We start from the raw sequence: 23715 nt of genomic DNA, 5'->3' as shown, positions 1-23715 counted from the left end.
CGCAGGATAAGTCCGCCGGCGCGGATCGGCTCCCGTCGTCCACCGGTTGTGGACGACGCCTGTGGACGGTGTGGACCGCGGGGGTGCGGAGGCCGCCCTGCATCGGTGTGCCTGTGGACGACGCCGCCGCGGTGTCCTCCGGAGCACGCAGACTCCCCGGCATGCCGATCGAGGTGGTGCCCGCCGAGCTGTACTCCCTCGCCGGTGTCCTGCAGGCCGCGGCCGACTCCGGCGACCGGATGGCGGCGGCGGTGCCTGGCGACCCGGTGGCCGGAGCGGTGGGCGAGGCGCTGCAGGCCTTCGGCGAGACGCTGCGGACGGCGGCGGGCTGCCTGGCCGGGGAGCTGCGGTGGCTCGGGACGGCCGTGGCCGGTGCGGCCGACTCCTGGCTGGGGCTGGACGGCTCGTTGCTGTCCGGCCGCGACGCCGGGGTGCCCGAGTGAATCGCCGGTGAGCGCCGTCCTGCCGCCGCCCGTCCCGCTGCCGGACCCGCCGGGCTCCGCAGCCGGTCTGCTGTCCGCGGTCGGGGAGCTGACATCGGCCGGTTTCTCCGCGGGGGTGCTGTGCCACCAGCTGGAACCGGTCGCGGTGTTGCGTGGCTGGCGAGGAGCCGACGCCGCGCGAGCGGGGTCGGAAATGGCTGCGGCGACGGCGGTGGCCGGCGACGTGCACCGTGCGGTGACCAACGCGGTGGCCCGGTTGCAGGCGCACGCGGAGGCCTGGCTGCTGGTCGAGCGACGGCTGGCCGTGCTGCGGGCCCGCCAGCAAGAGCAGTACGCCGTGGCGGCGCCGCGGCTGGCCGCACTGGTCGGAGAGCCGGGCCCGCTCGACGCCGGCCCGCCGCCGGAGGCCGCGGCGCTCCTCGCCGACATGGTCGCCGCGGAGGCGGCCCGGGCCGCCGAACACCGTGCTCTGCTGGCGGAGCTGGCCGACGACGCGCAGCGCTCGGCTGCGGTGCTGGCCGCGGCCACCGGTCCGCTGGGTGGCGTGGGGCGACCGGGGGAGGCGCCGCGGGTGACCGTGCGGCTGGCCACGGTGCTACCCGGCTGGGGAATGCAGGCCATGACCGGGCTGGGGCTGGACGCCGCGACGGCACTCACCGCACCCCGCAACTTCGCCGGGATCGACGCGACCGCCGGCCGCTACACCGCCTACGCGGACATGCCCGCCTTCGCCGAGGCCCTGGCCCGGGGGCTGGGCCCGGAGGGGACCACCTACCTGCTGGCGGTGCTCGGCTCGACGGCCGACACCGGCGAAGGGAAGGAGCTGGCCGCTCTGCTCGCGCGCACGCTGCACGGCGACGGGCCGGCCGGTGGGCTGCTCGATCCCCGCGCTCCTGACGGAGGCGTGGACGTGGTCGCCGTCGGCATGGGCGTCGTGCTGGCCGCCCCGGGTGCCGGCCCGCGGCTGGCGGCCACCTGGGGGCGCGCGATGCTCGAGCGCGAACGCGTCCAGGGCGTCAGTGCCGTCGACCGGACGACGGGGACGCCGCCCGACCCGGTGGACGCCGCGTTGCACGTGCTCCTGCGGGCGTCCGACGGCACGGCCGCCGCCGATCTGCTGGCCACCCCGGCGGCCTGGGGTGCGGCGCTGGCGCGGGACTGGCCGGACGGAGGGGCGGCGCTGTCTGGGGTCATCGACCTGGGGGCGGCCGTGCCGGAGGGTGCTGGTACCGCCCTGGCTGGGCTCGAGGCCCTGGGGCGGGGCTTGGCCCCGGGCTCCCGCAGCCCCGCGCTGGACGACCGGGCGCTCCTCCCCGCCGTCCGCGACGCGACCGGTGGGCTGGTGGCCGCCCAGGTCGGCGGCCCGGTGGCCGGCGCACTCCGGTCGGCCGTCGGCGGTGGAGCCCTCGACGGCGCCACGGACGCCGCCCTCCGCGGGCTGGGGTTTCTGCTGAGCCAGCCGGGCCAGGACGCCGTGGTCACCGGCGCCCTCACCGCGGCGCTGCGCAACGGGCCGGAAGGTGCGGAGGTCGGGGAGGTGGCCGGCGCCTACGTCGCGGTGCAGGAGTACGGGATGCGGGTGCGGCACGCCCTCGACTGCGCCCGTGAGTTCGCCAACGCCGTCGACCGGCAGCTGAACTGGACGGTCGCGGTGACGCTGCCCTCCCTCGCGGTCCAGGGTCGGGCCCGTCCGTTCCTGGTTGCGTTCGAGGGGTTGGCGGCCCGCGCGTTCCGGGCCGACAGCGAGGTGGTGGTCCCCCGGGACACCCGCCCGGTGCGTACTGCCGCCGACGCGGCCCGGCTGGCCGACGAGGTGGTGCCCGGAGGTGGGGCCGCGGGGCGGGTGGGGTTCGGCCGGGCCGCCGCACTGCTGGGCGTGCCCGAGCTGCCCGTGACCTCCTCGCCGTTCGACCCGCTGGACGACGTCGACATTCCGGACCGGCAGCGCCCGAAGGGAGGGCGGAGGACTCGGCGCCGGTGACAGGCCGCTGCCCGGGCCCCTGATGGTGTCACGGAGTCACCCGTCGGTAACAACGATATGAATGTCGAACACGGAGCGTGATGACTCCCCCGAGGAAGATCACGCTCCGGTGTCAGCGCTTGCACCGTGTGGGTGACAGGCTGCACTCTTCTGAACGCGGTCTGTTGCCGGACGACGCTCTGCCCCCGCGTGGGCGGCTGCCGCACGTCACGCAGTCGAACCATGCCTGAGGAGGCGTCATGACCCGCACCATCGCTCTGGACACCCGCACCGCCACCGCGCGCAGCACCTGGAAGTGGGGCCGCACCTGGAAGTGGGGTCGCTGACCTCCGTTCCCTCGTGGATGAGGCAGCCTCGATGTAAGGCTGCCTCATCGGGGTGAGTTGCCCCGCAAGGGTCCGGCGCACTGTTACTTTCGGTTGACGCCTCCCCCTTACAGACAGGCTGACGTTGGCCGAGCCCCTGGTCCCCGGGTCCCCGGGGCCCCTCCTGATGCGGCAACCGTGGACGATCGCCAGCCTGGCGGTCGCCGTGGCTGTCGTCGTCGGCGTCCCCGCGCTCTCCACTACCTGGGCGACACCGCCCTGGTGGGCGGTGCTGGGGCTGCTGCTGATCTTCGTCCTCACCGAGTCCGTCCAGTTGGACCTCGAGTTTCGCAAACAGACCATCTCCGCCTCGCCCACCGAGATAGCCATCATCTTCGGCCTGGTCGAGATCGGCGGCTTCTGGACGGCGGTGGCCTGGGTTGGCGCCATCGCCGTGGTCATGCGAGTGCAGGGCTATCCGTTGGCCAAGCTGGTGTTCAACGGCGCGCTGGCGGTCACCGAGCTCGCCGCCGGGGTGGCCGTGCTGGCCCTGTTCCCGCCGGTGGACGTCAACCGCCCGCTCACCTGGCTCGCCCTGGTCGTGACAATCCTCGTGGTGTGGCTGGTCAGCGTGATCGGCGTCGGCGCCGCCATCAGCCTGGCCGACGGTTTCCCCGGCTGGTCGTTCTTCCTCGCCGCGCTGCCCAATGCGGTGGTCGGCCCGCTGGGCGTCGTGGTCGCCGTCATCGCCCTGCTGCTCACCGCGAAGACCACCTGGGCGTGGGCGCTCATGGCCCCGCTGCTGCTCGGTGTGTTGGCCATCTTCCGCCAGTCCGCCCGGGCTGTGCGTGAGCGGCGCACCGTGCAGCGGGTCTACGACTTCGCCCGTCGCGTGGAGCTGGTCAGCCCGGACGAGGCCGGTACCCGCGAGATCGTCAGCGCCGTCCGCGAGCTGCTGCACGCCGACCGGGTGGCGCTGTGGCTACCGCCGTACCTCGACGAGGGGCCGAGGCTCGTGGTGGACGCCGCCGACGGCGAGCTGGCCTGGTACGACGGACCGGGCGACCCCGACGACCCGCTGCGCCGTCGGGCGCTGGCCGGCGGGGTCACCGGCCCGGTCCTGGTGTCCGCCGGCCGGTCGCACGGCGCCGAGGCCGCCGCCCTGGAGCGCCGCGGCGCCCGCGAGGTGCTGGGCGCGCCCGTCACCACCGCCGCCGGTGAGCCGGGCTATCTGGAGGTCTGCGACCGCCGGGGCGACGTCGTCTCCTTCGCCGACGGCGACCGGGGAGCTCTGGACTCGATGCTCACCCACGTCAACGCGGCGATCCGCCAGCAGCAGCTGCTCAGCCAGATCCGGCACGACGCCGACCACGACCGGCTGACCGGCCTGCCCAACCGGCAGCGGCTGGGTGCCGAGATCGACGCGCTGCTGCTGGCCGGTCCGGCTGACCGGGTGGGCCTGGTGCTGGCCTCGCTCGACGGCTACACCAACGTCACCGACACCCTCGGCCACGCTGCCAGCGACGAGCTGCTCCTGGTCACCGCCGGGCTGTTGCGTGAGCACGCACCGCCGCAGGCCGTGGTCGCGCGGATGGAGGCCGGCCAGTTCGCCGTCCTGCTGCCCTCGCTGTCCCTGGCGGCGACCGAGCGCGCGGCCCGCCGGCTGCGGGAGGCGGCCTCCACCCGCGCCCGGGTGGCCGGGCTGGACCTGGAGGTGTCGCTGACCATCGGGGTCGCGGCCGCCCCGGTGCACGGATCGGACTCCGGCACGCTCATCCAGCGCGCCGACGTCGCCCTGCTCGCCGCACAGAACTCCGGCGGGGTGGCCACTTACCACCCGGTGCTGGACCAGCAGAGCCTGCGCCGGCTGCAGTTGGGCGCGGAGCTGGAGACGGCGATGGCCGAGCGGCAGATCACTGTGGTCTTCCAGCCGATCGTCGACACCCGCACGTCCGACATCGTCTCGGTCGAGACGCTGGTCCGCTGGGCACACCCGCGATACGGCAATGTCCCGCCCGACGACTTCATCAGCCTGGCCGAGCAGATCGGCCGGATCGGCTCGCTCACCGACTACGTCCTGGACCGGGCGCTGGACCGCTGCCGCCGCTGGCTGGACCAGGACATCGCCCTGTCGGTCGCGGTGAACCTGTCGGCGCGCTGCCTGTCCGAGCCGGACCTCGTCGACCGGGTGCGCCGAGCGCTCCGGCGGCACGGGGTACCCGGTGAGCTGCTCACCCTAGAGCTCACCGAGGGCAGTGTGGTCGATGACACGGTGCGCAACGGCACGGTGCTGGCCGACCTGCACTCCCTGGGTCTGCGACTGTCCATGGACGACTTCGGCACCGGGTACTCGTCGCTGTCCCAGCTCCGCCAGCTCCCGATCGACGAACTGAAGATCGACAAGTCGTTCGTGCTGGGCATGTCCACCAGCCAGAATGAGTCCTTCATCGCCCGGTCGATCGTCGAGCTGGCGCACAACCTGGGGTTGCGGGTCGTCGCCGAGGGCGTCGAGGACGAGGTGACCCGCGACCTGCTGGCCCAGATGGGCTGCGACAAGGTGCAGGGCTTCCTGGTCAGCCGCCCGTTGCCGGAGGACCGACTGGAAGGCTGGCTGCTCGCCCGCACCGGCGTCCGCAGTGCCGCGCCGGGCGCCATCCACCGGCGCCTGTTCGTCCGGACCTGACCGGCCCACCTCCGGTGCAGGGCGGAACGGCTACGCCGTGCCGCCACCTGACCGACCCACCTCCGGTGCGGGGGACAACGGCTGGCCGCGCAGCCGACTGTTAGAGTCTTCCTGCGCCCGGACGCGCGGGGCTCGACCCCGGCGACACCCACCGTGTCTCCGCCAGGTAGAGTTTCCACTCGATCCGAGCATGCCCCTTTAGCTCAGTCGGCAGAGCGTCTCCATGGTAAGGAGAAGGTCTACGGTTCGATTCCGTAAAGGGGCTCCGACCACCGGTCCTGTCGCGAGACCGGGCCGTTCGGTCACCCGGCGGTGTAGCTCAGACTGGTAGAGCAAGCGGCTCATAATCGCTGTGTCACCGGTTCAAGTCCGGTCACCGCTACCCCAGACGGACCCCGGCACCGGGGTTTGTCGTCGCGTCCGGCACCCGCTGGACACGGCAGCATCCGAGAACGACAAGGCGAGGAAGCTCATGGCAGCCACTGACGTCCGTCCGAAGATCACCCTGGCCTGCCAGGAGTGCAAGAACCGCAACTACATCACCCGCAAGAACCGGCGCAACGACCCCGACCGGATCGAGCTGAAGAAGTACTGCCCGACCGACCGGAAGCACACGGTCCACCGCGAGACCCGCTGACGCAGGCGGTCACCGCGAGACGAGCAGGGCGAGAGGGCGGGGAGCATGGCGCTGGACGCAGGACTGGTCGGGCGCAGCTACCCGCCCTCTGCCGTGTACGAGGTCGGCCGCGAGAAGATCGCCGAGTTCGCCACGGCGCTCGGTGACCCCGACCCGCTCTACCGCGACCCGGTCGCGGCGCGGGCGGCCGGTCACCCGGACGTGATCGCCCCGCCCACCTTCGCCATCGTGCTGAGCCTGGGTGCCGGCGACGTGGTAGTCGATGACCCCGACGTGGGCATCGACTACAGCCGGGTGGTGCACGGCGAGCAGCGCTTCACCCACCACCGCCCGATCACGGCCGGCGACCGGCTGGTCGCCACCGCCTCGATCGACGCGGTCCGCAGCGTGGCCGGCAACGACATGCTCACCACGCGCGTCGACCTGGCCACCGAGGACGGCGAACCGGTGTGCACCACCACGTCCATGCTGGTCGCCCGGGGCGCGGCGTGAGTGCGGCCGTCGGGCTGGCCGACGTTGCGGTCGGCACCGAGCTCCCCGAGCAGGTCTCCCGCGTCACCCGTGCCGACCTGGTCCGCTACGCCGGCGCGTCGAGGGACTTCAACGTCATCCACTGGAACGAGCGGGTCGCCCGCGAGGTCGGCCTACCCGGCGTCATCGCCCACGGGATGCTGACCGCCGGCCTCGCCGCCCGCGCCGTCACCGCCTGGGTCGGCGACCCCGGGGCGGTCGTCGACTACCAGGTCCGGTTCAGCCGGCCGGTCGTCGTCCCCGACGACGACGCCGGCGCCGAGCTAACCGTCCGCGGCCGGGTGGCCGCGCTGCTCGAGGACGGCCGGGTCCGGATCGACCTCACCGTTACCAGCGGCGGCGCGAAGGTGCTCTCCCTCGCCCGGGCCGTCGTCGCGCTGAGCTGACCGCACCGGTGTCCCGGCGACGCGGCCTGGCCGGGATCGTGCTGCTGCTCGCCGTGACCACCGCCGGCTGTGAGTCGGGCAGCCCGCCGTCCCCCGACGCGGGAGCCACCGGCACCGCCGTCCCCAGTGCGTCGTCGCGCAGCGCGCCGTCGGACGACCCGCACTCCAGTGCGGGACCGTGGACGGGCGCATGCCCAGCCGAGCGGGCGGCACCGGACCCGGACCGGCCGGTGGTGGACGTGGACTTCTCCCTCTCCGACGACGGGCGCACCGTCACCGGCTCCGAAAGCGTCGTCTTCACCCCCGACCTGCCCACCGGCGAGCTGGTCTTCCGGCTGGTGCCGAACGGGCCGGGGTCCAGTGAGAAGGGCAACCGGCTGACCGTCGACCGCGTCCGTGGTGACGACGTGACCCGCGGCCACTACGAGCCCGCTGCCGCCGGCCCGCCCGGCGGTCGCTACGTGCTGCCGCTCACCCGGCGGCTGGCGGCGGGGGAGTCCACGGAGGTGCTGCTGGACTTCACGCTGGCACTGGGCGAGGGCGCCTTCGACCGGGTCGGGACCGCCGACGGCGCCTCCTGGTGGGCCAGCGGTGCGCCTCTGCTGGCCTGGGAGCCCGGCGTCGGCTGGGCACACGATCCCTTCGCCGGCCTGCTGGGCGAGACCGCCATCAGCCCGGCCGCCGACACGACGCTCTCGGTCGAGGTCCCCGCGGGGATGACGGTGTTGATGACCGGTGACCAGGCGGAACCTTCCGCGCCCCGGGACGGGCGGCGCACCTGGACGTCCAGCGAGCCCGCGGCCCGCGACGTAAGCGTCGCGGCCGGCGACTTCACCACCGCCGAGACCATCGTGGACGGCGTCCGGGTCACCGCCGGCGTGCTGCCCGCCGGCAACGACGGCGGGGACGGGGCGGAGACCCGGGCGCAGGCGTTGACCGACGCCACCGCGGCGGCCCTCACGGCGCTGGTGGACCGGTTCGGGGCGTTCCCCTACCGCACCCTCACCGTGCCGCAGCTGACGATCCTGGGCGGTGGCATCGAGTACCCGTCCTCGATCCTGCTGCTCGGCCCGCCGGCCGGGGTGCTGGTGCACGAGGTGGCCCACATGTGGTTCTACGGGATGGTCGGCAACTCGCAGTTCCGCGACCCGTGGATGGACGAGGCCTTCGCCAGTTACGCGGAGTCGGTGGTCACCCCGGTCGACCCTCCGGCGGTGGCGACCGTGGTGGCCCGGGCAGGCGACGTCGGCGCCTCGATGGAGGAGTTCCCCAGCAACGGCAGCTACGTCACCGCCGTCTACGGCAAGGGTGCGGCCATGCTGCTCGCCGCCCGGGAGGCGGCGGGAGCGGCGGCGTTCGACGCCGCCGTCCGCTGCTACGTCGACGCCCGGGCCTGGGCGATCGCCACCCCCACCGACGTCGCGACGGCGCTGGCCGGCCTCCCCGCGGCCCGGGACGTGCTCGTCGCGGCCGGCGCGTTGGACGTCGACGACCTGCCTGGCTGAGCCGGCCACCACCTCGCGCCGCCCAGCAGCCGCTCGTCCGGCGGCGGCCCCTGACCAGGTCGTCGTCCGCATCCTCCGGCAGCAGCTCGGCTGGCACCGCGCTGGCGTGCGTGGTCCCCCCGCCGATCTCACGCAGCATGGGCCCGGTGGTGCCACCGCTGGTCGAACGCGGCGCGCATCACCGGGTACGGGGCGGTCATGACCTCGCCGGGTCACAAGGGCCCCGGGGCCCGTCGGAGGCGCCTCGGGGGCCTCGGTGACCTGGCGTGTTGGCTGCCGGTCCATGCGGTCCCGTACAGTCGACGCCCTGGGGCCGTGGGACCCCGCCACCGGCGTGCCCGGGGCCCTGTGCAGGAGCCCGGTCGTGCCATGGCGCGCCCCGCGTCCCGGAGGGTCCTGACCGGGTGTACGCACCCGACCGGGGCACTAGGGGTGTAGCTCAATTGGCAGAGCAGCGGTCTCCAAAACCGCAGGCTGCAGGTTCAAGTCCTGCCACCCCTGCCACCTCAGGGAACAAGCGACACCGAGAGACCGACACCGGGCACGACCGAGACGAGCGAGGCGCTGTGAGCGAGGACAAGCCGGGACATGGGGACGAGCCGACGCGCCCGTCCGGTCCCGACGGCGCCGGTGCCGACGGTGAGCTGAGCGACGAGCAGATCGACCGCGAGGCCCCCGGCGTCGAGGACGTCGAGGAGCTCGAGGCGGCCGAGGCGGAGGTGGCCGAGGAGGCCGAGGTCGACGAGGACAAGGTCGTCGCCACCCCGACCCGCCGTCGGCGGGCGGGCAGCCGTCCGGCCGGCCGGCCGGACGACTCCCCGCGCAGCGGTGAGAGCACCCGATCGCGGGCCGACGCCGAACGGGCCCGCGCGGCCGAGCTGCGGGACAAGCGCAGCCTCGGCCGGTTCCTGCGCGAGGTCGTCGCCGAGCTGCGAAAGGTCATCTGGCCCGGCCGCAAGGAGCTCATCACCTACACGACGGTGGTGATCGTCTTCGTGGCGGTGATGGTGGCGCTCGTCGCCGGCCTGGACATCGCCTTCGCCAAGGGCGTGGTCGCCGTCTTCGGCTGATCCGCCCCCTGCGACTGCACCACACCCGAGAAGGAAGAGACCCTGTGACCGACCCCCGCGAGCCCTTCGACACCGACAGCGACGTCGAGGCGATCGACCTCGACGACGCCCGGTTCGACGAGCGCGGCACTGCCGACATCGAGACCGGCGCCGACCAGCCCGGGTCCGCCGAAGGCTCCTCCGACACGGCGGACCAGGACATCGCCAGTGGCGTGGCCGACGTGGTCCCCGACGCCGACAACGGGAGCCGCGACCCGCTGGTGAGCGATCCGGCGGCCGCCCCGGCCCCGGACCACGATCCGCTGGTCGCCGAGACCCTCGCGGCCGCCGAGGAGGAGGACGAGGACCCGGCCGAGGCGCTGCGCAAGGCCCTACGGACCGCGCCCGGCGACTGGTACGTCGTGCACTCCTACGCCGGTTACGAGAACAAGGTCAAGACAAACCTCGAGTCCCGCATCACGTCGCTGGACATGGAGGACTACATCTACCAGATCGAGGTGCCCACCGAGGAGGTCACCGAGATCAAGAACGGCAAGCGGACGCAGGTCAACCGGAAGGTCTTCCCCGGCTACCTGCTGGTCCGGATGGACCTCAACGACGAGTCCTGGGGTGCGGTGCGCAACACCCCCGGGGTCACCGGGTTCGTCGGGGCCACCTCCCGTCCCTCGCCGCTCACCCTCGACGAGGTCGTGAAGATCCTCGTTCCGCCCACCGCGCCCAAGCAGGCCGCCGCGGCCGAGGCCAGCACGGCCACCGGCGGCACCGCTGCGGTCGTCGAGTTCGAGGTCGGCGAGTCGGTCACCGTCATGGACGGGCCGTTCGCCACCCTGCCGGCCACCATCAACGAGATCAACGGCGAGCAGCTGAAGCTGCAGGTGCTGGTCTCCATCTTCGGCCGCGAGACGCCGGTCGAGCTGTCGTTCAGCCAGGTCCAGAAGATCTGACTCCGTCCGTCCCACCCAGCTCCCCTCAGAGCCACCACCAGGTACACAGAAGAAGGAAGTCATGCCCCCCAGGAAGCGGTTGACCGCGGTCATCAAGCTCCAGATCAACGCCGGTGCGGCCACCCCCGCGCCGCCCGTGGGCCCCGCCCTCGGTCAGCACGGCGTGAACATCATGGAGTTCTGCAAGGCCTACAACGCCGAGACCGAGCCGCAGCGCGGCAATGTCATCCCGGTCGAGATCTCGGTCTACGAGGACCGGTCGTTCACCTTCGTCACCAAGACGCCCCCGGCAGCCCGCATGCTGCTGAAGGCCGCCGGGGTGGAGAAGGGCTCGGGCGAGCCGCACAAGACCAAGGTCGCCACGGTCACCCGTGACCAGGTCCGGGAGATCGCTCAGACGAAGATGGCCGACCTGAACGCCAACGACCTGGATCAGGCCGAGCGGATCATCGCCGGCACCGCCCGGTCGATGGGCATCACGGTCAAGTGAAGGACCCCGGTGCCCCCCAGCCCTAGCTCCGCTCGGGCCGGGTCCCTGCACCGGGGCCGTTCCAGCAAGTCACGAGTGGGAGGGCCTCGCCAGGCCCGTTCACCACACGATCGCCGTCCTGAGGACGGCCGAGAGGAATCACCATGGCGAAGCACGGCAAGAACTACCGCAAGGTCGCCGAGCTGGTCGACGAGGCCACGCTGTACAGCCCGCTGCAGGCCGCAGGCCTGGCGAAGAAGACCTCGACCACGAAGTACGACGCCACGGTCGAGGTCGCGATCCGCCTCGGGGTCGACCCCCGCAAGGCCGACCAGATGGTCCGCGGCACGGTCAACCTGCCTCACGGCACCGGCAAGACCGCCCGCGTCATCGTCTTCGCGACCGGTGACAAGGCCGCCGAGGCCGAGGCCGCGGGCGCCGACGTCGTCGGCTCCGACGACCTGATCGAGCGTATCCAGGGCGGCTTCCTGGACTTCGACGCCGCGATCGCGACGCCGGACCAGATGGCCAAGGTCGGCCGCATCGCCCGCATCCTCGGCCCCCGTGGCCTGATGCCGAACCCGAAGACCGGCACCGTGACCCCCGACGTCACCAAGGCCGTCAACGACATCAAGGGCGGGAAGATCAACTTCCGCGTGGACAAGCAGTCGAACCTGCACTTGGTCATCGGCAAGGTCAGCTTCGACGAGTCCAAGCTGGTCGAGAACTACGCCGCCGCCCTCGACGAGGTACTGCGCGCCAAGCCCTCGGCTGCCAAGGGTCGGTACGTCCGCAAGGTGACCGTCTCGACGACCATGGGCCCCGGCATCCAGGTCGACCCGAACCGGACGCGCAACCTGCTGGTGGACGAGCCCTCCGCCTGACGACAGGCCCGGGAGCATCGCAGCGAGGAACGAGCGAGGAGCGGACCGGGCCGCGGAGTCGGGCCGTTCCACTCCGCCTGACGACAGGACTCCGCAGAACGGCCCCGCAGCGTACGCTGCGGGGCCCTTCTGGCGTCTCAGGGCCCTCACCGTCTCCGGGCCCGGGGCGGCAGCGGCACGAAGCCGCTGGTCCGCTGCACGTACTCGGCGTAGCCGCGGCGCGAGGTCGCCATCCGCTTCTCGGTCAGCGGCGCTCCGGTGCCGCGGGCCAGCGTCCAGGTCATCAGCGCCGGGGCGCACACGAACACCCACCCCGACCAGTGCCGGGCCGACAGCAGAAACAGCCCCCACCACACGCAGGCGTCACCGAAGTAGTTCGGGTGCCGCGTGTACCGCCACAGACCCCGGTCGTTGACCCGCCCAGCGTTGGCCGGATCGGCGGTGAACCGGGCCAGCTGCGCGTCGCCGACCGCCTCGAAGAACAGCCCGACGGCCCAGAGCAGGATCCCCAGCACCATGACCAGCAGGGCCCAACCCGAGGTCAGCGGCCCCTCCTGGTGGGCAGCGACCTGCAGCGGTAGCGAGACCACCCACATCGCCGCGGCCTGCACCAGGTAGACCCGGCGGTACAGGTGCGCGGCCGGGGAGCCGGCGGCCCGGGCGGCGATGTCGGCGTACCGCGGGTCCTCGCCGCGCCCGGCGTTGCGCCGGGCGATGTGCACCGCCAGCCTCAGCCCCCACACGCCGGTGAGGACGACGACCAGCCACCCTCGTCCGGGGTTCCCGACGCCGTGCGCGGCGGCCAGCAGCACGCTGAGGACGGCGACCACCGTGAACCCGGCGCCCCAGACGATGTCGACCACGGAGTGCCGGCCGAGCTGGAGCGCGACGACCCAGGTGGCGGTCAGGAGCAGCCAGACCGCTCCCGCGGTGAGGGCCGCGTCGAGGCCGAAGGTGCCCCAGTCCAGCCCGGGTGCGGTCAGCCGAGGACCCAGTCCCGGCGGGTGGCCGGCATGCCGGACCCACCCCCTTCGGTGGGCCGCACGAACAGCAGCTGGTCCACGCCCATCCGGCCCTCGCGGAAGGTAAGCCCGCCGCCGGCCAGGTAGAGGCGCCAGATGCGGGCACCGGCGACCCCGATGAGCGCGACGACGTCGTCCCAGCGGTCTTCGAGCTGCCGGGCCCAGGCCTGCACGGTCCATACGTAGTGCTCGCGGAGGCTCTCCACGTCTCGCAGTTCGAGGCCCGGCGCGGCGAGCAGTGCAACGGTGTCCCAGGTGGGCCGCATGTGCATGTCCGGGGCGACGTAGCGCTCGATGAAGGCGCCCCCGCCCGGGGCACTCGCGTGGCTCATGGCCTGCACGAGCACCCGCCCGCCCGGGCGCACCAGGCGGTGCAGCGTGGCGGCGTAGACGGGGTACTGCCCCTGGCCGACGTGTTCGCTCATCTCGATCGAGGACACCGCGTCGTAGCGACCCTCGGGCGGGACCGGCACGTCCCGGTAGTCCTGCAGCCGCACGCTGACCCGGTCGGCGAGCCCGCGTTCGGCGACCAGCTTCTCCACGTGGTCGCGCTGCTGGGCGGAGATGGTGACGCCGGTGGCGTGCACGCCGTGGTGCTCGGCGGCGTGCAGGATCAGCGACCCCCAGCCGCAGCCGACGTCCAGCAGTCGCCTGCCCGGCTGCAGGCCGAGCTTGCGGCAGACCAGATCCAGCTTGTCCCGCTGTGCCTCGGTGACGGTGTAGCTGCCGTCGGCGGCTCCCGGGTCGGTCGCCGGGTCGGCGCGGAAGTACGCGCACGAGTAGGCCATCTGCTCGTCGAGGAGGGCGGCGTAGAGGTCGTTGCTCTGGTCGTAGTGGTAGCTGATCGCGTCGCTGTCCCGGTCAGTGGTGTGCCGCTGCCCGGACAGCACGGCCTCCTCCGGCGGCGCGGCTGGCCGGCGGCCCAGGATGCCCAGCCGCAGCGCGGTCCCCGCCCAGCGCAGCTGGTCGCGCCGGCGGGGCACTGCCGGCGGGCGGCTGCCGATGACCGACCACACCTGGGACAGCCCCTCGGCCAGGTCCCCGTCGACGTCCAGCTCGCCGGCGACGTAGGCCCGGGCCAGCCCCAGCTCGTTCGGGTTCCACAGCAGCCGGCGCAGCGCCCGGCGGCTGCGCAGGACGACGACGGGCGCGTTCTCGGGGCCGGCCTGGCTGCCGTCCCAGGCGCGGATCCGGACCGGCAGGTCGCCGAGCACGTCGGTGGCGACGGCGGCCAGGCGCCCGGCGACGGAGCGGTCGGGGGGAGGGGTGGTGGGCACGGGCATCCTGTCGTCGGGGGCGGGTCCGCGAAGGCGTTCGGTGCTACCCCGACGCCCGGATGGCCCCGGTGCTGCCGTCGTCCCCGCACCGCCGGCCGACGCCCGCGGCCGATGGCGTACCCTTGCCTGCGTTCCCCCCAAGACCGCTGGTCGTCGCACGCGTGCGTGCGATCGAAGGTCCCGGACCTCCGGGCGACCCGCGCAGGTGGACGGTACGACGAACGCGTCGTGACCTGGGCCCCGTGCCCGCGGGTCGCGGCCGTACCTCGCCCCGTGCGCCCTGCGCCGGGGCGTTCGCCGTCTCCGGGGCCATCGACGTCCGTGTGCACGCCGGCCGGTGGTCGCCCGACAGACGAGAGGAGGCCCATGCCCACGCAGGCCAAGGCCGCGGTGATCGAGGAGATCACCAGCCTGTTCCAGGAGTCCAGTGCGGCCGTGCTCACCGAGTACCGCGGGCTGACCGTGGCGCAGCTGACCCAGCTGCGCCGTTCCCTCGGTGCGGGCAGCAGCTACGCCGTCGTCAAGAACACCTTGACGAAGCGGGCGGTGGACGCCGTCGGTCACTCCGACCTCGCCCCGCTGCTCAACGGCCCGACCGCCATCGCCTTCGTCTCCGGCGACCCGGTGGAGGCCGCCAAGGCGATCCGCGACTTCGCGCGCACCAACCCGATGCTCGTCGTCAAGGGTGGCGTCGTCGAGGGCCGCACGGTCGATGCCGCCGAGGTCACCCGCCTCGCCGACGTCGAGTCCCGCGAGGTCCTGCTGGCCAAGCTGGCCGGCGCGATGAAGGGCAACCTGACCAAGGCTGCCGGGCTGTTCCAGGCCCCGCTGTCGCAGGTCGCCCGGCTGGCCGCCGCGCTGCAGGAGAAGAAGGAGTCCGCCGAGGGCTCCGCGACTCCTGCCGCCGACGACACGGCCGCTCCGGCTGCTGCCGACGACACCGCTGCTGTTGATACCACACCCGACACCACCGCTGCTGCCGCGGACACCGCGGCCAGCACCGACTGACCCCCCAAGGAGACACCATGGCCAAGCTTTCCACCGTCGAGCTGCTGGACGCCTTCAAGGAGATGACCCTCCTGGAGCTGTCGGACTTCGTGAAGGAGTTCGAGACCACCTTCGACGTCACCGCGGCCGCTCCGGTCGCCGCTGCGGCCGCCCCGGCCGCCGGTGGCGCCGCTGCCGAGGCCCCGGCCGAGCAGGATGAGTTCGACGTCATCCTCGAGGCTGCCGGCGACAAGAAGATCCAGGTCATCAAGGAGGTGCGCGGTCTGACCTCGCTCGGCCTCAAGGAGGCCAAGGACCTGGTCGACGGTGCGCCGAAGCCGGTCCTGGAGAAGGTCGACAAGGCCGCCGCCGAAAAGGCCAAGGCTTCCCTCGAGGGCGCCGGGGCGACCGTCACCGTCAAGTGACCCCCCGCCCGGCGGCTCCGGCCGCCGGGTAGCACCACCAGCACCGCCCGCACTCCAGCGAGGGCCGATCTACTCCGGTGGGTCGGCCCTCGCTGCGTTGGACGGAGGTCCCGGCGATGTGCGTCACGTCCGACGGGGCGAGCAGCGAACTCCCGTTGCTCACCGACGACTGGCTGCCGCCGGCCCGTCCACATGTCATCGGCGTGGCGGTCCCCACGGTGCCGGTCCGCTGGCATCATCTGCAGCTGACAGCGCCCCGCTCGCGCCGTACCCGCTGGCCGGTCTCCCCGGCCGCCGGTGCGGCGGGCGGCGCCGGCCGCCCCTCGGGGTGGGTCCCCGGCCGCTCCGGCGGCCCGACGTGGACACCGGCGCAGAGCAGGGGTAGGGTCTCCTGTTGCGCTGCCCTCTGACTGCCGACCCGCCGACACGGGTCACCTGGAGTGCCCGGAATCGAATCCCGGTCACCTCGTGTTGACCCCACTGGTGGGTGCTCCGGCCGTCGCAGGCAGCCCCGCCGAAACCGACGACGACCCAGGACGACCCGCACCCGTACGCCCGCACGTCGTGAGGTCCTTGGAAGGACGCATCTTGGCAGGCTCTCGCCCCACCAGTATCTCCCCCAGCACCACCGAGTCCGGTACCACTCAGACCACCCCGCAGGAGCCGCAGGCCGGCCCCCGCACCGGTGACGCCGACGCCCAGAAGATCCCCGGCGCCCCACTCCGCGTCTCCTTCGCGAAGATCCGTGAGCCGCTCGAGGTGCCGGATCTGCTGGCCCTGCAGACCGCCTCCTTCGACTGGCTGGTCGGTAGCCCGCAGTGGAAGGCCACCCTTGCCGAGGCCGACCAGGCCGCGGCCATCGGTGGGCTCGCCGAGATCCTCGAGGAGATCTCTCCGATCGAGGACTTCAGCGGTTCGATGTCGCTGTCCTTCTCCAACCCGCGCTTCGAGGACGTCAAGGCGTCCCTCGAGGAGTGCAAGGACAAGGACATGACCTACGCGGCGCCGCTGTTCGTCACCGCCGAGTTCATGAACAACACCACCGGCGAGATCAAGAGCCAGACGGTGTTCATGGGCGACTTCCCGATCATGACGAGCAAGGGCACGTTCGTCATCAACGGGACCGAGCGCGTCGTTGTCTCCCAGCTGGTCCGCAGCCCCGGTGTCTACTTCGACAAGACCCTGGACAAGACGTCGGACAAGGACGTCTACAGCGCCAAGGTCATCCCCAGCCGTGGTGCGTGGCTGGAGTTCGACGTCGACAAGCGCGACACCGTCGGTGTCCGGATCGACCGCAAGCGGCGTCAGCCGGTCAGCGTGCTGCTCAAGGCGCTCGGCTGGACCGAGGACCGCATTCGCGAGCACTTCCAGTGGTCGCCCACGATGCTGGCCACGCTGGAGAAGGACCACATCGCCGGGCAGGACGAGGCGCTGCTGGACATCTACCGCAAGCTGCGCCCGGGCGAGCCGCCGACGCGTGAGTCGGCCCAGGCACTGCTGGAGAACCTCTTCTTCAACCCCAAGCGCTATGACCTGGCGAAGGTCGGCCGCTACAAGGTGAACAAGAAGCTGGGTGTCGACGTCCCGCAGGGCACCTCGACGCTGACCGAGGACGACATCGTCGCCACCATCGAGTACGTCGTGCGTCTGCACGCCGGCGAGCCCGACCACGGCGTCGACGACATCGACCACTTCGGCAACCGGCGGCTGCGCACGGTCGGCGAGCTGATCCAGAACCAGATCCGGGTCGGCCTGTCCCGCATGGAGCGCGTGGTCCGCGAGCGGATGACGACCCAGGACGTCGAGGCGATCACGCCGCAGACCCTGATCAACATCCGGCCGGTCGTCGCCTCCATCAAAGAGTTCTTCGGCACCAGCCAGCTGTCCCAGTTCATGGACCAGACCAACCCGCTCGCGGGCCTTACCCACAAGCGCCGCCTGTCGGCGCTGGGCCCCGGTGGTCTGTCCCGTGAGCGGGCCGGCATGGAGGTCCGCGACGTGCACCCCAGCCACTACGGCCGGATGTGCCCGATCGAGACCCCGGAAGGCCCGAACATCGGCCTGATCGGCTCGCTGTCCTCCTTCGGCCGAGTGAACGCCTTCGGCTTCATCGAGACGCCGTACCGCAAGGTGGAGAACGGCACCGTCACCGACCAGATCGACTACCTGACCGCCGACGAGGAGGACCGGTTCGTCGTCGCCCAGGCCAACTCGCCGCTGGACGCCAACAGCCGGCTCGCCGAGGAGCGGGTCCTGGTCCGCACCAAGGGCGGTGAGGTCGACTACCTGGCCCCGGAGAACGTCGACTACATGGACGTCTCGCCGCGGCAGATGACCTCGGTCGCGACGGCGATGATCCCGTTCCTCGAGCACGACGACGCCAACCGCGCCCTGATGGGCGCGAACATGCAGCGTCAGGCGGTGCCGCTGCTGCGCAGCGAGGCGCCGCTGGTCGGCACCGGCATGGAGCTGCGTGCCGCCGTCGACGCCGGCGACGTCGTGGTGGCCGAGAAGGCCGGTGTGGTCGAGGACTCCACCGCCGACTACATCACCGTCATGGCCGACGACGGGACCCGGCAGACCTACCGGCTGCTGAAGTTCCGCCGCTCGAACCAGGGCACGTCGATCAACCAGTCGCCGGTCGTGGACGAGGGTCAGCGGGTCGAGGTCGGCCAGGTGCTGGCCGACGGTCCGTGCACCGACGAGGGCGAGATGGCGCTGGGCAAGAACCTGCTCGTCGCCTTCATGCCGTGGGAGGGCCACAACTACGAGGACGCGATCATCCTGTCGCAGCGCCTCGTGCAGGACGACGTCCTGTCCTCGATTCACATCGAGGAGTTCGAGGTCGACGCCCGCGACACCAAGCTCGGTGCCGAGGAGATCACCCGGGACATCCCGAACGTCTCCGAGGAGGTCCTCGCCGACCTCGACGAGCGCGGCGTCATCCGCATCGGTGCCGAGGTCGTCCCCGGCGACATCCTCGTCGGCAAGGTCACGCCCAAGGGCGAGACCGAGCTGACGCCCGAGGAGCGGCTGCTCCGGGCGATCTTCGGTGAGAAGGCCCGCGAGGTCCGCGACACCAGCCTCAAGGTCAAGCACGGCGAGTCCGGCAAGGTCATCGGCGTCCGGGTCTTCTCCCGCGAGGACGGCGACGAGCTGCCCGCCGGCGTGAACGAGCTCATCCGGGTCTACGTGGCCCAGATGCGCAAGATCAGCGACGGCGACAAGCTGGCCGGGCGCCACGGCAACAAGGGCGTCATCTCCAAGATCCTGCCGCAGGAGGACATGCCGTTCCTCGAGGACGGCACGCCGGTCGACATCGTGCTCAACCCGCTGGGCGTGCCCGGCCGGATGAACGTCGGCCAGGTCCTCGAGACCCACCTCGGGTGGGTGGCCAAGACCGGCTGGCAGGTCGAGGGCACCCCCGAGTGGGCGGCCAACCTGCCCGAGGGCGCGCGGGCCTCCGGCCCGGGCACCCGGACGGCGACGCCGGTGTTCGACGGTGCCCGCGAGGAGGAGATCATCGGCCTGCTGGGCTCGACGACCCCCAACCGCGACGGCAACCGGATGGTCAAGGAGACCGGCAAGGCACGGCTGTTCGACGGCCGGTCCGGGGAGCCCTTCCCCGAGCCGATCTCGGTCGGCTACGTCTACATCTTGAAGCTGCTGCACCTGGTCGACGACAAGATCCACGCCCGTTCGACCGGTCCGTACTCGATGATCACGCAGCAGCCGCTGGGTGGTAAGGCACAGTTCGGTGGCCAGCGTTTCGGTGAGATGGAGTGCTGGGCGATGCAGGCCTACGGTGCCGCGTACGCGCTGCAGGAGCTGCTGACCATCAAGTCCGACGACATCCTCGGCCGGGTGAAGGTCTACGAGGCCATCGTCAAGGGCGAGAACATCCCCGAGCCGGGCATCCCCGAGTCGTTCAAGGTGCTGCTCAAGGAGCTGCAGTCGCTGTGCCTCAACGTCGAGGTGCTCTCCGGCGACGGGCAGGCGATCGAGCTGCGCGACACCGACGACGAGGTCTTCCGGGCCGCGGAGGAGCTGGGCATCGACCTGTCCCGCCGCGAGCCCTCCAGCGTCGAGGACGTTTAAGGAGGCCGGGGAAAGTTTTCGCTCCGCAAGCTCCGCGAAAACTCTCCCCGGCCTCCAGGCCACAGCAACAAGCACAGACAAAGTGCAGAGAAACAAGAGCTATCTAGCCCCGGGAAAGGGGTAGCCACGTGCTCGACGTCAACTTCTTCGACGAACTGCGCATCGGTCTGGCTTCTGGCGACGACATCCGCCAGTGGTCGCACGGTGAGGTGAAGAAGCCGGAGACCATCAACTACCGGACGCTGCGTCCGGAGAAGGACGGTCTCTTCTGCGAGAAGATCTTCGGTCCCACCCGGGACTGGGAGTGCTACTGCGGTAAGTACAAGCGGGTCCGATTCAAGGGCATCATCTGTGAGCGCTGCGGCGTCGAGGTGACCCGGGCCAAGGTCCGCCGGGAGCGGATGGGCCACATCGAGCTCGCCGCCCCGGTCACCCACATCTGGTTCTTCAAGGGCGTCCCCTCGCGCCTGGGCTACCTGCTCGACCTGGCGCCCAAGGACCTCGAGAAGATCATCTACTTCGCCGCCTACCTGATCACCTCTGTCGACGACGAGGCGCGTCACCGCGACCTGCCGACCGTCGAGGCCGAGATCAGCGCGGAGAAGTCCAACCTCGAGGGTCGCCGCGACGCCGACGTGGAGGGTCGCCAGCAGAAGCTGGAGGCTGACCTCGCCGAGCTCGAGGCCGAGGGCGCCAAGTCCGATGTGCGCCGCAAGGTGCGCGAGGGCGGCGAGCGCGAGATGCGCCAGATGCGCGACCGTTCGCAGCGGGAGATCGACCGCCTCGATGAGGTGATGGACACCTTCCGCAAGCTCGAGGTCAAGCAGCTGATCGCCGACGAGGGCCTCTACCGCGAGCTGCGTGACCGCTTCGGCGAGTACTTCGAGGGCGGCATGGGTGCTGCGGCGCTGCAGAAGCTGCTCGCCGGCTTCGACCTCGACGCCGAGGCGATCTCGCTGCGCGACACCATCCGCAACGGCAAGGGCCAGCGCAAGCTGCGCGCGCTGAAGCGGCTGAAGGTCGTCGCGGCGTTCCAGCAGACCCGGAACTCGCCCATGGGCATGGTGCTGGACTGCGTACCGGTCATCCCGCCGGACCTGCGCCCGATGGTGCAGCTCGACGGTGGCCGCTTCGCCACCAGCGACATGAACGACCTGTACCGCCGGGTGATCAACCGGAACAACCGGCTCAAGCGACTGCTCGACCTGGGCGCGCCGGAGATCATCGTCAACAACGAGAAGCGGATGCTCCAGGAGTCCGTGGACGCGCTGTTCGACAACGGTCGGCGTGGCCGGCCGGTGACCGGTCCGGGCAACCGCCCGCTGAAGTCCCTGAGCGACCTGCTCAAGGGCAAGCAGGGCCGGTTCCGCCAGAACCTGCTCGGCAAGCGCGTCGACTACTCCGGCCGTTCGGTCATCGTCGTCGGCCCGCAGCTGAAGCTTCACCAGTGCGGTCTGCCCAAGCAGATGGCCCTGGAGCTGTTCAAGCCCTTCGTGATGAAGCGGCTGGTCGACCTCAACCACGCGCAGAACATCAAGTCCGCCAAGCGGATGGTGGAGCGCGCGCGGCCGGTCGTCTGGGACGTGCTCGAGGAGGTCATCACCGAGCACCCGGTCCTGCTGAACCGGGCGCCGACGCTGCACCGCCTGGGCATCCAGGCTTTCGAGCCCCAGCTGGTCGAGGGCAAGGCCATCCAGATCCACCCGCTGGTCTGCACCGCGTTCAACGCCGACTTCGACGGTGACCAGATGGCGGTGCACCTCCCGCTGTCGGCCGAGGCGCAGGCCGAGGCCCGCATCCTGATGCTGTCGTCGAACAACATCCTGAGCCCGGCCGATGGTCGTCCGATCACCGCGCCGACGCAGGACATGGTGCTGGGCATCTACCACCTGACGACGCTCAAGGCGTCGGAGCACCAGCCGGTCGAGGGCGAGCTGCCGGTGGCCTACTCCACGACAGCGGAGGCCGTCATGGCCTACGACCGTGGCGTGCTGGGCCTCCAGGACCGGGTGTGGATCCGCCTGGACGAGGTGTTCGGCGTCGACAACGGCAAGGTCAACGAGCCGTGGGTCGCCCCCGAGGACTGGGAGCCGGGTCAGCCGGCGCTGGTGCACACCAGCCTGGGCCGGGTGCTGTTCAACGAGGCGCTGCCCGAGGACTACCGCTTCGTCAACTACCAGGTGCCGAAGAAGGAACTCGGGGCGATCGTCAACGACCTCGCCGAGCGCTACCCCAAGGTGCAGGTCGCGGCGACGCTGGACGCCCTCAAGGCGGCCGGGTTCCACTGGGCGACCCGCGCGGGCATCACGATCGCCATCGACGACGTGGTCACCCCGCCGAGCAAGCAGGCGATCCTGGACCGGCACGAGGACGAAGCCCGCAAGATCGAGCGGCAGTACGAGCGCGGTGTCATCACCGACAACGAGCGGCGTGCCGAGCTCATCGAGATCTGGACCCGTGCGCGGGCCGAGGTCAGCCAGGCGATGGTCGACAACTTCCCGACCACCAACCCGGTGTGGGTCATGGTCAACTCCGGGGCTCGCGGCAACATGATGCAGATCAGCCAGATCGCCGGCATGCGTGGCCTGGTGGCCAACCCGAAGGGCGAGATCATCCCGCGGCCGATCAAGGCCAACTTCCGGGAAGGCCTGTCCGTGCTGGAGTACTTCATCTCCACGCACGGTGCACGCAAGGGCCTGGCCGACACCGCGCTGCGCACCGCCGACTCCGGTTACCTCACCCGCCGGCTGGTCGACGTCTCGCAGGACGTCATCATCCGCGAGGAGGACTGCGGCACCGAGCGTGGCGTGGTCATGCCGATCGGCACGCTCATCGACGGGCGGGTCACCCGTGACCCGCACGTGGAGACCAGCGTGTACGCCCGCGCCCTGGCCGCCGACGTGGTGGCCGAGGACGGGACGGTCATCGCGCAGGCCGGTGCCGACCTGGGCGACGTGCTGATCGCCCACCTGGTCGACGCCAACGTGGCCGAGGTCAAGGTCCGCTGCGTGCTCACCTGTGAGTCGCTGCTGGGCACCTGTGCCACCTGCTACGGCCGGTCGCTCGCCTCGGGCAAGCTCGTGGACGTCGGCGAGGCGGTCGGCATCATCGCCGCCCAGTCGATCGGCGAGCCCGGCACGCAGCTGACGATGCGCACCTTCCACACCGGCGGTGTGGCTGGGTCGGACATCACGCACGGTCTGCCCCGCGTGGTCGAGCTCTTCGAGGCCCGTGTTCCCAAGGGCAAGGCCCCGATCGCCGAGCTGGCGGGCTCGGTCCGGATCGAGGACAGCGAGCAGTTCCGCAAGCTGACCATCACCCCGGACGACGGCTCCGACGAGGTCGTCTACGAGAAGCTGTCGCGTCGCTCGCGGCTGCGGGTCGAGGACGGCGGCCACGTCGAGGTCGGCGAGCAGCTGACCGAGGGTGCAGTCGACCCGCACGAGGTGCTGCGGATCATGGGCCCACGCGAGGTGCAGCTGCACCTCGTCCGCGAGGTCCAGGAGGTCTACCGCAGCCAGGGCGTGTCGATCCACGACAAGCACATCGAGGTGATCATCCGGCAGATGCTGAAGCGGGTGACCATCATCGACTCGGGTGCCACGGAGTTCCTGCCGGGTGCGCTCGTCGAGCGGACGCTGTTCGAGACCGAGAACCGTCGGGTCGTGTCCGAGGGCAACGAGCCGGCCTCGGCGCGCCCGGTGCTGATGGGGATAACCAAAGCGTCGCTGGCGACGGAGTCGTGGCTGTCCGCGGCCTCCTTCCAGGAGACGACGAAGGTGCTCACGGACGCGGCGATCCAGGGCAAGAGCGACAGCCTGCTGGGCTTGAAGGAGAACGTGATCATCGGGAAGCTCATCCCGGCCGGTACCGGCATCAGCCGCTACCGCAACATCACGGTCGAGCCCACCGAGGAGGCCCGCGCCGCGGTGTACACCATGGCCGGCTACGACGACGGGCAGTACTACAGCCCGGACGTCTTCGGTCAGGGAACCGGTGAGGCAGTCCGGCTCGAGGAGTACGACTGGCGCTGACGCGCTGAGTGACAGAGAGGGCCCCCAGGCGATG

The 23715-nt window shown here is 71.5% G+C and carries 16 protein-coding genes, 3 tRNA genes and 1 pseudogene; 18 read left to right on the top strand and 2 right to left on the bottom strand.

Features of this window, described 5'->3' with window-relative positions:
* Nucleotides 1-161 precede the first annotated feature (161 nt).
* The 14 genes from BLW04_RS01750 to rplA all read left to right on the top strand — a co-directional run bounded on the left by BLW04_RS01750 (nucleotide 162) and on the right by rplA (nucleotide 11838).
* On the top strand, nucleotides 162-443 hold the full coding sequence (locus tag BLW04_RS01750; protein ID WP_139306695.1) for a hypothetical protein: 282 nt from the start codon (nucleotides 162-164) through the stop codon (nucleotides 441-443).
* A 7-nt stretch (nucleotides 444-450) separates the two neighbouring features.
* The gene (locus tag BLW04_RS01745; protein ID WP_091536509.1) at nucleotides 451-2424 is read left to right on the top strand and encodes a hypothetical protein; all 1974 of its coding nucleotides are present in this window, start codon (nucleotides 451-453) and stop codon (nucleotides 2422-2424) included.
* A 492-nt stretch (nucleotides 2425-2916) separates the two neighbouring features.
* Entirely contained in the window at nucleotides 2917-5412 is a 2496-nt protein-coding gene (locus BLW04_RS01740; protein WP_254780939.1) for an EAL domain-containing protein, read from the top strand.
* Nucleotides 5413-5604: 192 nt separating this feature from the next.
* Nucleotides 5605-5677: transfer RNA gene (locus tag BLW04_RS01735), tRNA-Thr, on the top strand.
* Nucleotides 5678-5720: 43 nt separating this feature from the next.
* A tRNA-Met gene (locus BLW04_RS01730) sits at nucleotides 5721-5794 on the top strand.
* A 90-nt stretch (nucleotides 5795-5884) separates the two neighbouring features.
* Nucleotides 5885-6049 (top strand): 50S ribosomal protein L33, encoded by a 165-nt coding sequence (gene rpmG, locus BLW04_RS01725; RefSeq protein ID WP_014742879.1) that lies wholly within the window; start codon nucleotides 5885-5887, stop codon nucleotides 6047-6049.
* 45 nt (nucleotides 6050-6094) lie between these two features.
* Nucleotides 6095-6541, top strand: coding sequence for a MaoC family dehydratase N-terminal domain-containing protein (locus tag BLW04_RS01720; protein ID WP_091536503.1), 447 nt, complete (start codon nucleotides 6095-6097; stop codon nucleotides 6539-6541).
* Nucleotides 6538-6966, top strand: coding sequence for a MaoC family dehydratase (locus tag BLW04_RS01715; protein ID WP_091536500.1), 429 nt, complete (start codon nucleotides 6538-6540; stop codon nucleotides 6964-6966). The genes BLW04_RS01720 and BLW04_RS01715 overlap by 4 nt, the downstream gene beginning before the upstream one ends.
* An 8-nt stretch (nucleotides 6967-6974) precedes the next feature.
* Nucleotides 6975-8471 (top strand): gluzincin family metallopeptidase, encoded by a 1497-nt coding sequence (locus BLW04_RS01710; RefSeq protein ID WP_139306694.1) that lies wholly within the window; start codon nucleotides 6975-6977, stop codon nucleotides 8469-8471.
* Between the two features lie 428 nt (nucleotides 8472-8899).
* Nucleotides 8900-8975, top strand: a tRNA-Trp gene (locus BLW04_RS01705).
* Nucleotides 8976-9037: 62 nt separating this feature from the next.
* The gene (gene secE / locus BLW04_RS01700; RefSeq protein ID WP_091536497.1) at nucleotides 9038-9541 is read left to right on the top strand and encodes a preprotein translocase subunit SecE; all 504 of its coding nucleotides are present in this window, start codon (nucleotides 9038-9040) and stop codon (nucleotides 9539-9541) included.
* A 44-nt stretch (nucleotides 9542-9585) separates the two neighbouring features.
* A complete protein-coding gene (gene nusG, locus BLW04_RS01695) occupies nucleotides 9586-10485 on the top strand; it encodes a transcription termination/antitermination protein NusG (RefSeq protein ID WP_091536494.1) in 900 nt (299 codons plus the stop codon).
* A gap of 61 nt (nucleotides 10486-10546) precedes the next feature.
* Nucleotides 10547-10975 carry a 50S ribosomal protein L11 gene (gene rplK, locus BLW04_RS01690; protein ID WP_091536492.1) on the top strand — a complete coding sequence of 143 codons (429 nt, stop codon included), beginning with the start codon at nucleotides 10547-10549 and terminating at the stop codon, nucleotides 10973-10975.
* A gap of 143 nt (nucleotides 10976-11118) precedes the next feature.
* The gene (gene rplA / locus BLW04_RS01685; protein WP_091536490.1) at nucleotides 11119-11838 is read left to right on the top strand and encodes a 50S ribosomal protein L1; all 720 of its coding nucleotides are present in this window, start codon (nucleotides 11119-11121) and stop codon (nucleotides 11836-11838) included.
* A 146-nt stretch (nucleotides 11839-11984) separates the two neighbouring features.
* On the opposite strand, the gene BLW04_RS01680 is transcribed toward rplA, so the two are convergent.
* Nucleotides 11985-12746 (bottom strand): DUF1295 domain-containing protein, encoded by a 762-nt coding sequence (locus BLW04_RS01680; RefSeq protein ID WP_256375454.1) that lies wholly within the window; start codon nucleotides 12744-12746, stop codon nucleotides 11985-11987.
* 71 nt (nucleotides 12747-12817) lie between these two features.
* Nucleotides 12818-14137 (bottom strand): SAM-dependent methyltransferase, encoded by a 1320-nt coding sequence (locus BLW04_RS01675; RefSeq protein WP_254780938.1) that lies wholly within the window; start codon nucleotides 14135-14137, stop codon nucleotides 12818-12820.
* Nucleotides 14138-14503: 366 nt separating this feature from the next.
* On the opposite strand from BLW04_RS01675, the pseudogene rplJ reads away from it, so the two are divergent.
* The 4 genes and pseudogenes from rplJ to BLW04_RS01655 all read left to right on the top strand — a co-directional run.
* Nucleotides 14504-15028: pseudogene (gene rplJ, locus BLW04_RS01670) on the top strand (50S ribosomal protein L10); the annotation flags it as partial.
* Between the two features lie 134 nt (nucleotides 15029-15162).
* Nucleotides 15163-15549: a 50S ribosomal protein L7/L12 gene (gene rplL, locus BLW04_RS01665; RefSeq protein WP_091536483.1), complete on the top strand. Its 387-nt coding sequence runs from the start codon at nucleotides 15163-15165 to the stop codon at nucleotides 15547-15549.
* A 705-nt stretch (nucleotides 15550-16254) separates the two neighbouring features.
* Entirely contained in the window at nucleotides 16255-19647 is a 3393-nt protein-coding gene (rpoB, locus tag BLW04_RS01660) for a DNA-directed RNA polymerase subunit beta (protein WP_175483865.1), read from the top strand.
* 128 nt (nucleotides 19648-19775) lie between these two features.
* Nucleotides 19776-23681, top strand: coding sequence for a DNA-directed RNA polymerase subunit beta' (locus BLW04_RS01655; RefSeq protein WP_091536478.1), 3906 nt, complete (start codon nucleotides 19776-19778; stop codon nucleotides 23679-23681).
* Nucleotides 23682-23715 lie beyond the last annotated feature (34 nt).

The sequence above is a fragment of the Modestobacter sp. DSM 44400 genome (genome assembly GCF_900107175.1).
GTDB lineage: Bacteria > Actinomycetota > Actinomycetes > Mycobacteriales > Geodermatophilaceae > Modestobacter.
The sequence above is the reverse complement of the archived record's forward strand: the minus strand, read 5'-3'. Positions and strand labels throughout refer to the sequence as shown.

What these genes read in the sequence shown, in the direction of transcription:
- rpmG (WP_014742879.1), top strand. Translation starts at nt 5,885, where the DNA reads ATGGCAGCCACTGACGTCCGTCCGAAGATCACCCTGGCCTGCCAGGAG.
- BLW04_RS01740 (WP_254780939.1), top strand. Translation starts at nt 2,917, where the DNA reads ATGCGGCAACCGTGGACGATCGCCAGCCTGGCGGTCGCCGTGGCTGTC.
- rplA (WP_091536490.1), top strand. Translation starts at nt 11,119, where the DNA reads ATGGCGAAGCACGGCAAGAACTACCGCAAGGTCGCCGAGCTGGTCGAC.
- rplK (WP_091536492.1), top strand. Translation starts at nt 10,547, where the DNA reads ATGCCCCCCAGGAAGCGGTTGACCGCGGTCATCAAGCTCCAGATCAAC.
- BLW04_RS01720 (WP_091536503.1), top strand. Translation starts at nt 6,095, where the DNA reads ATGGCGCTGGACGCAGGACTGGTCGGGCGCAGCTACCCGCCCTCTGCC.
- BLW04_RS01750 (WP_139306695.1), top strand. Translation starts at nt 162, where the DNA reads ATGCCGATCGAGGTGGTGCCCGCCGAGCTGTACTCCCTCGCCGGTGTC.
- rplL (WP_091536483.1), top strand. Translation starts at nt 15,163, where the DNA reads ATGGCCAAGCTTTCCACCGTCGAGCTGCTGGACGCCTTCAAGGAGATG.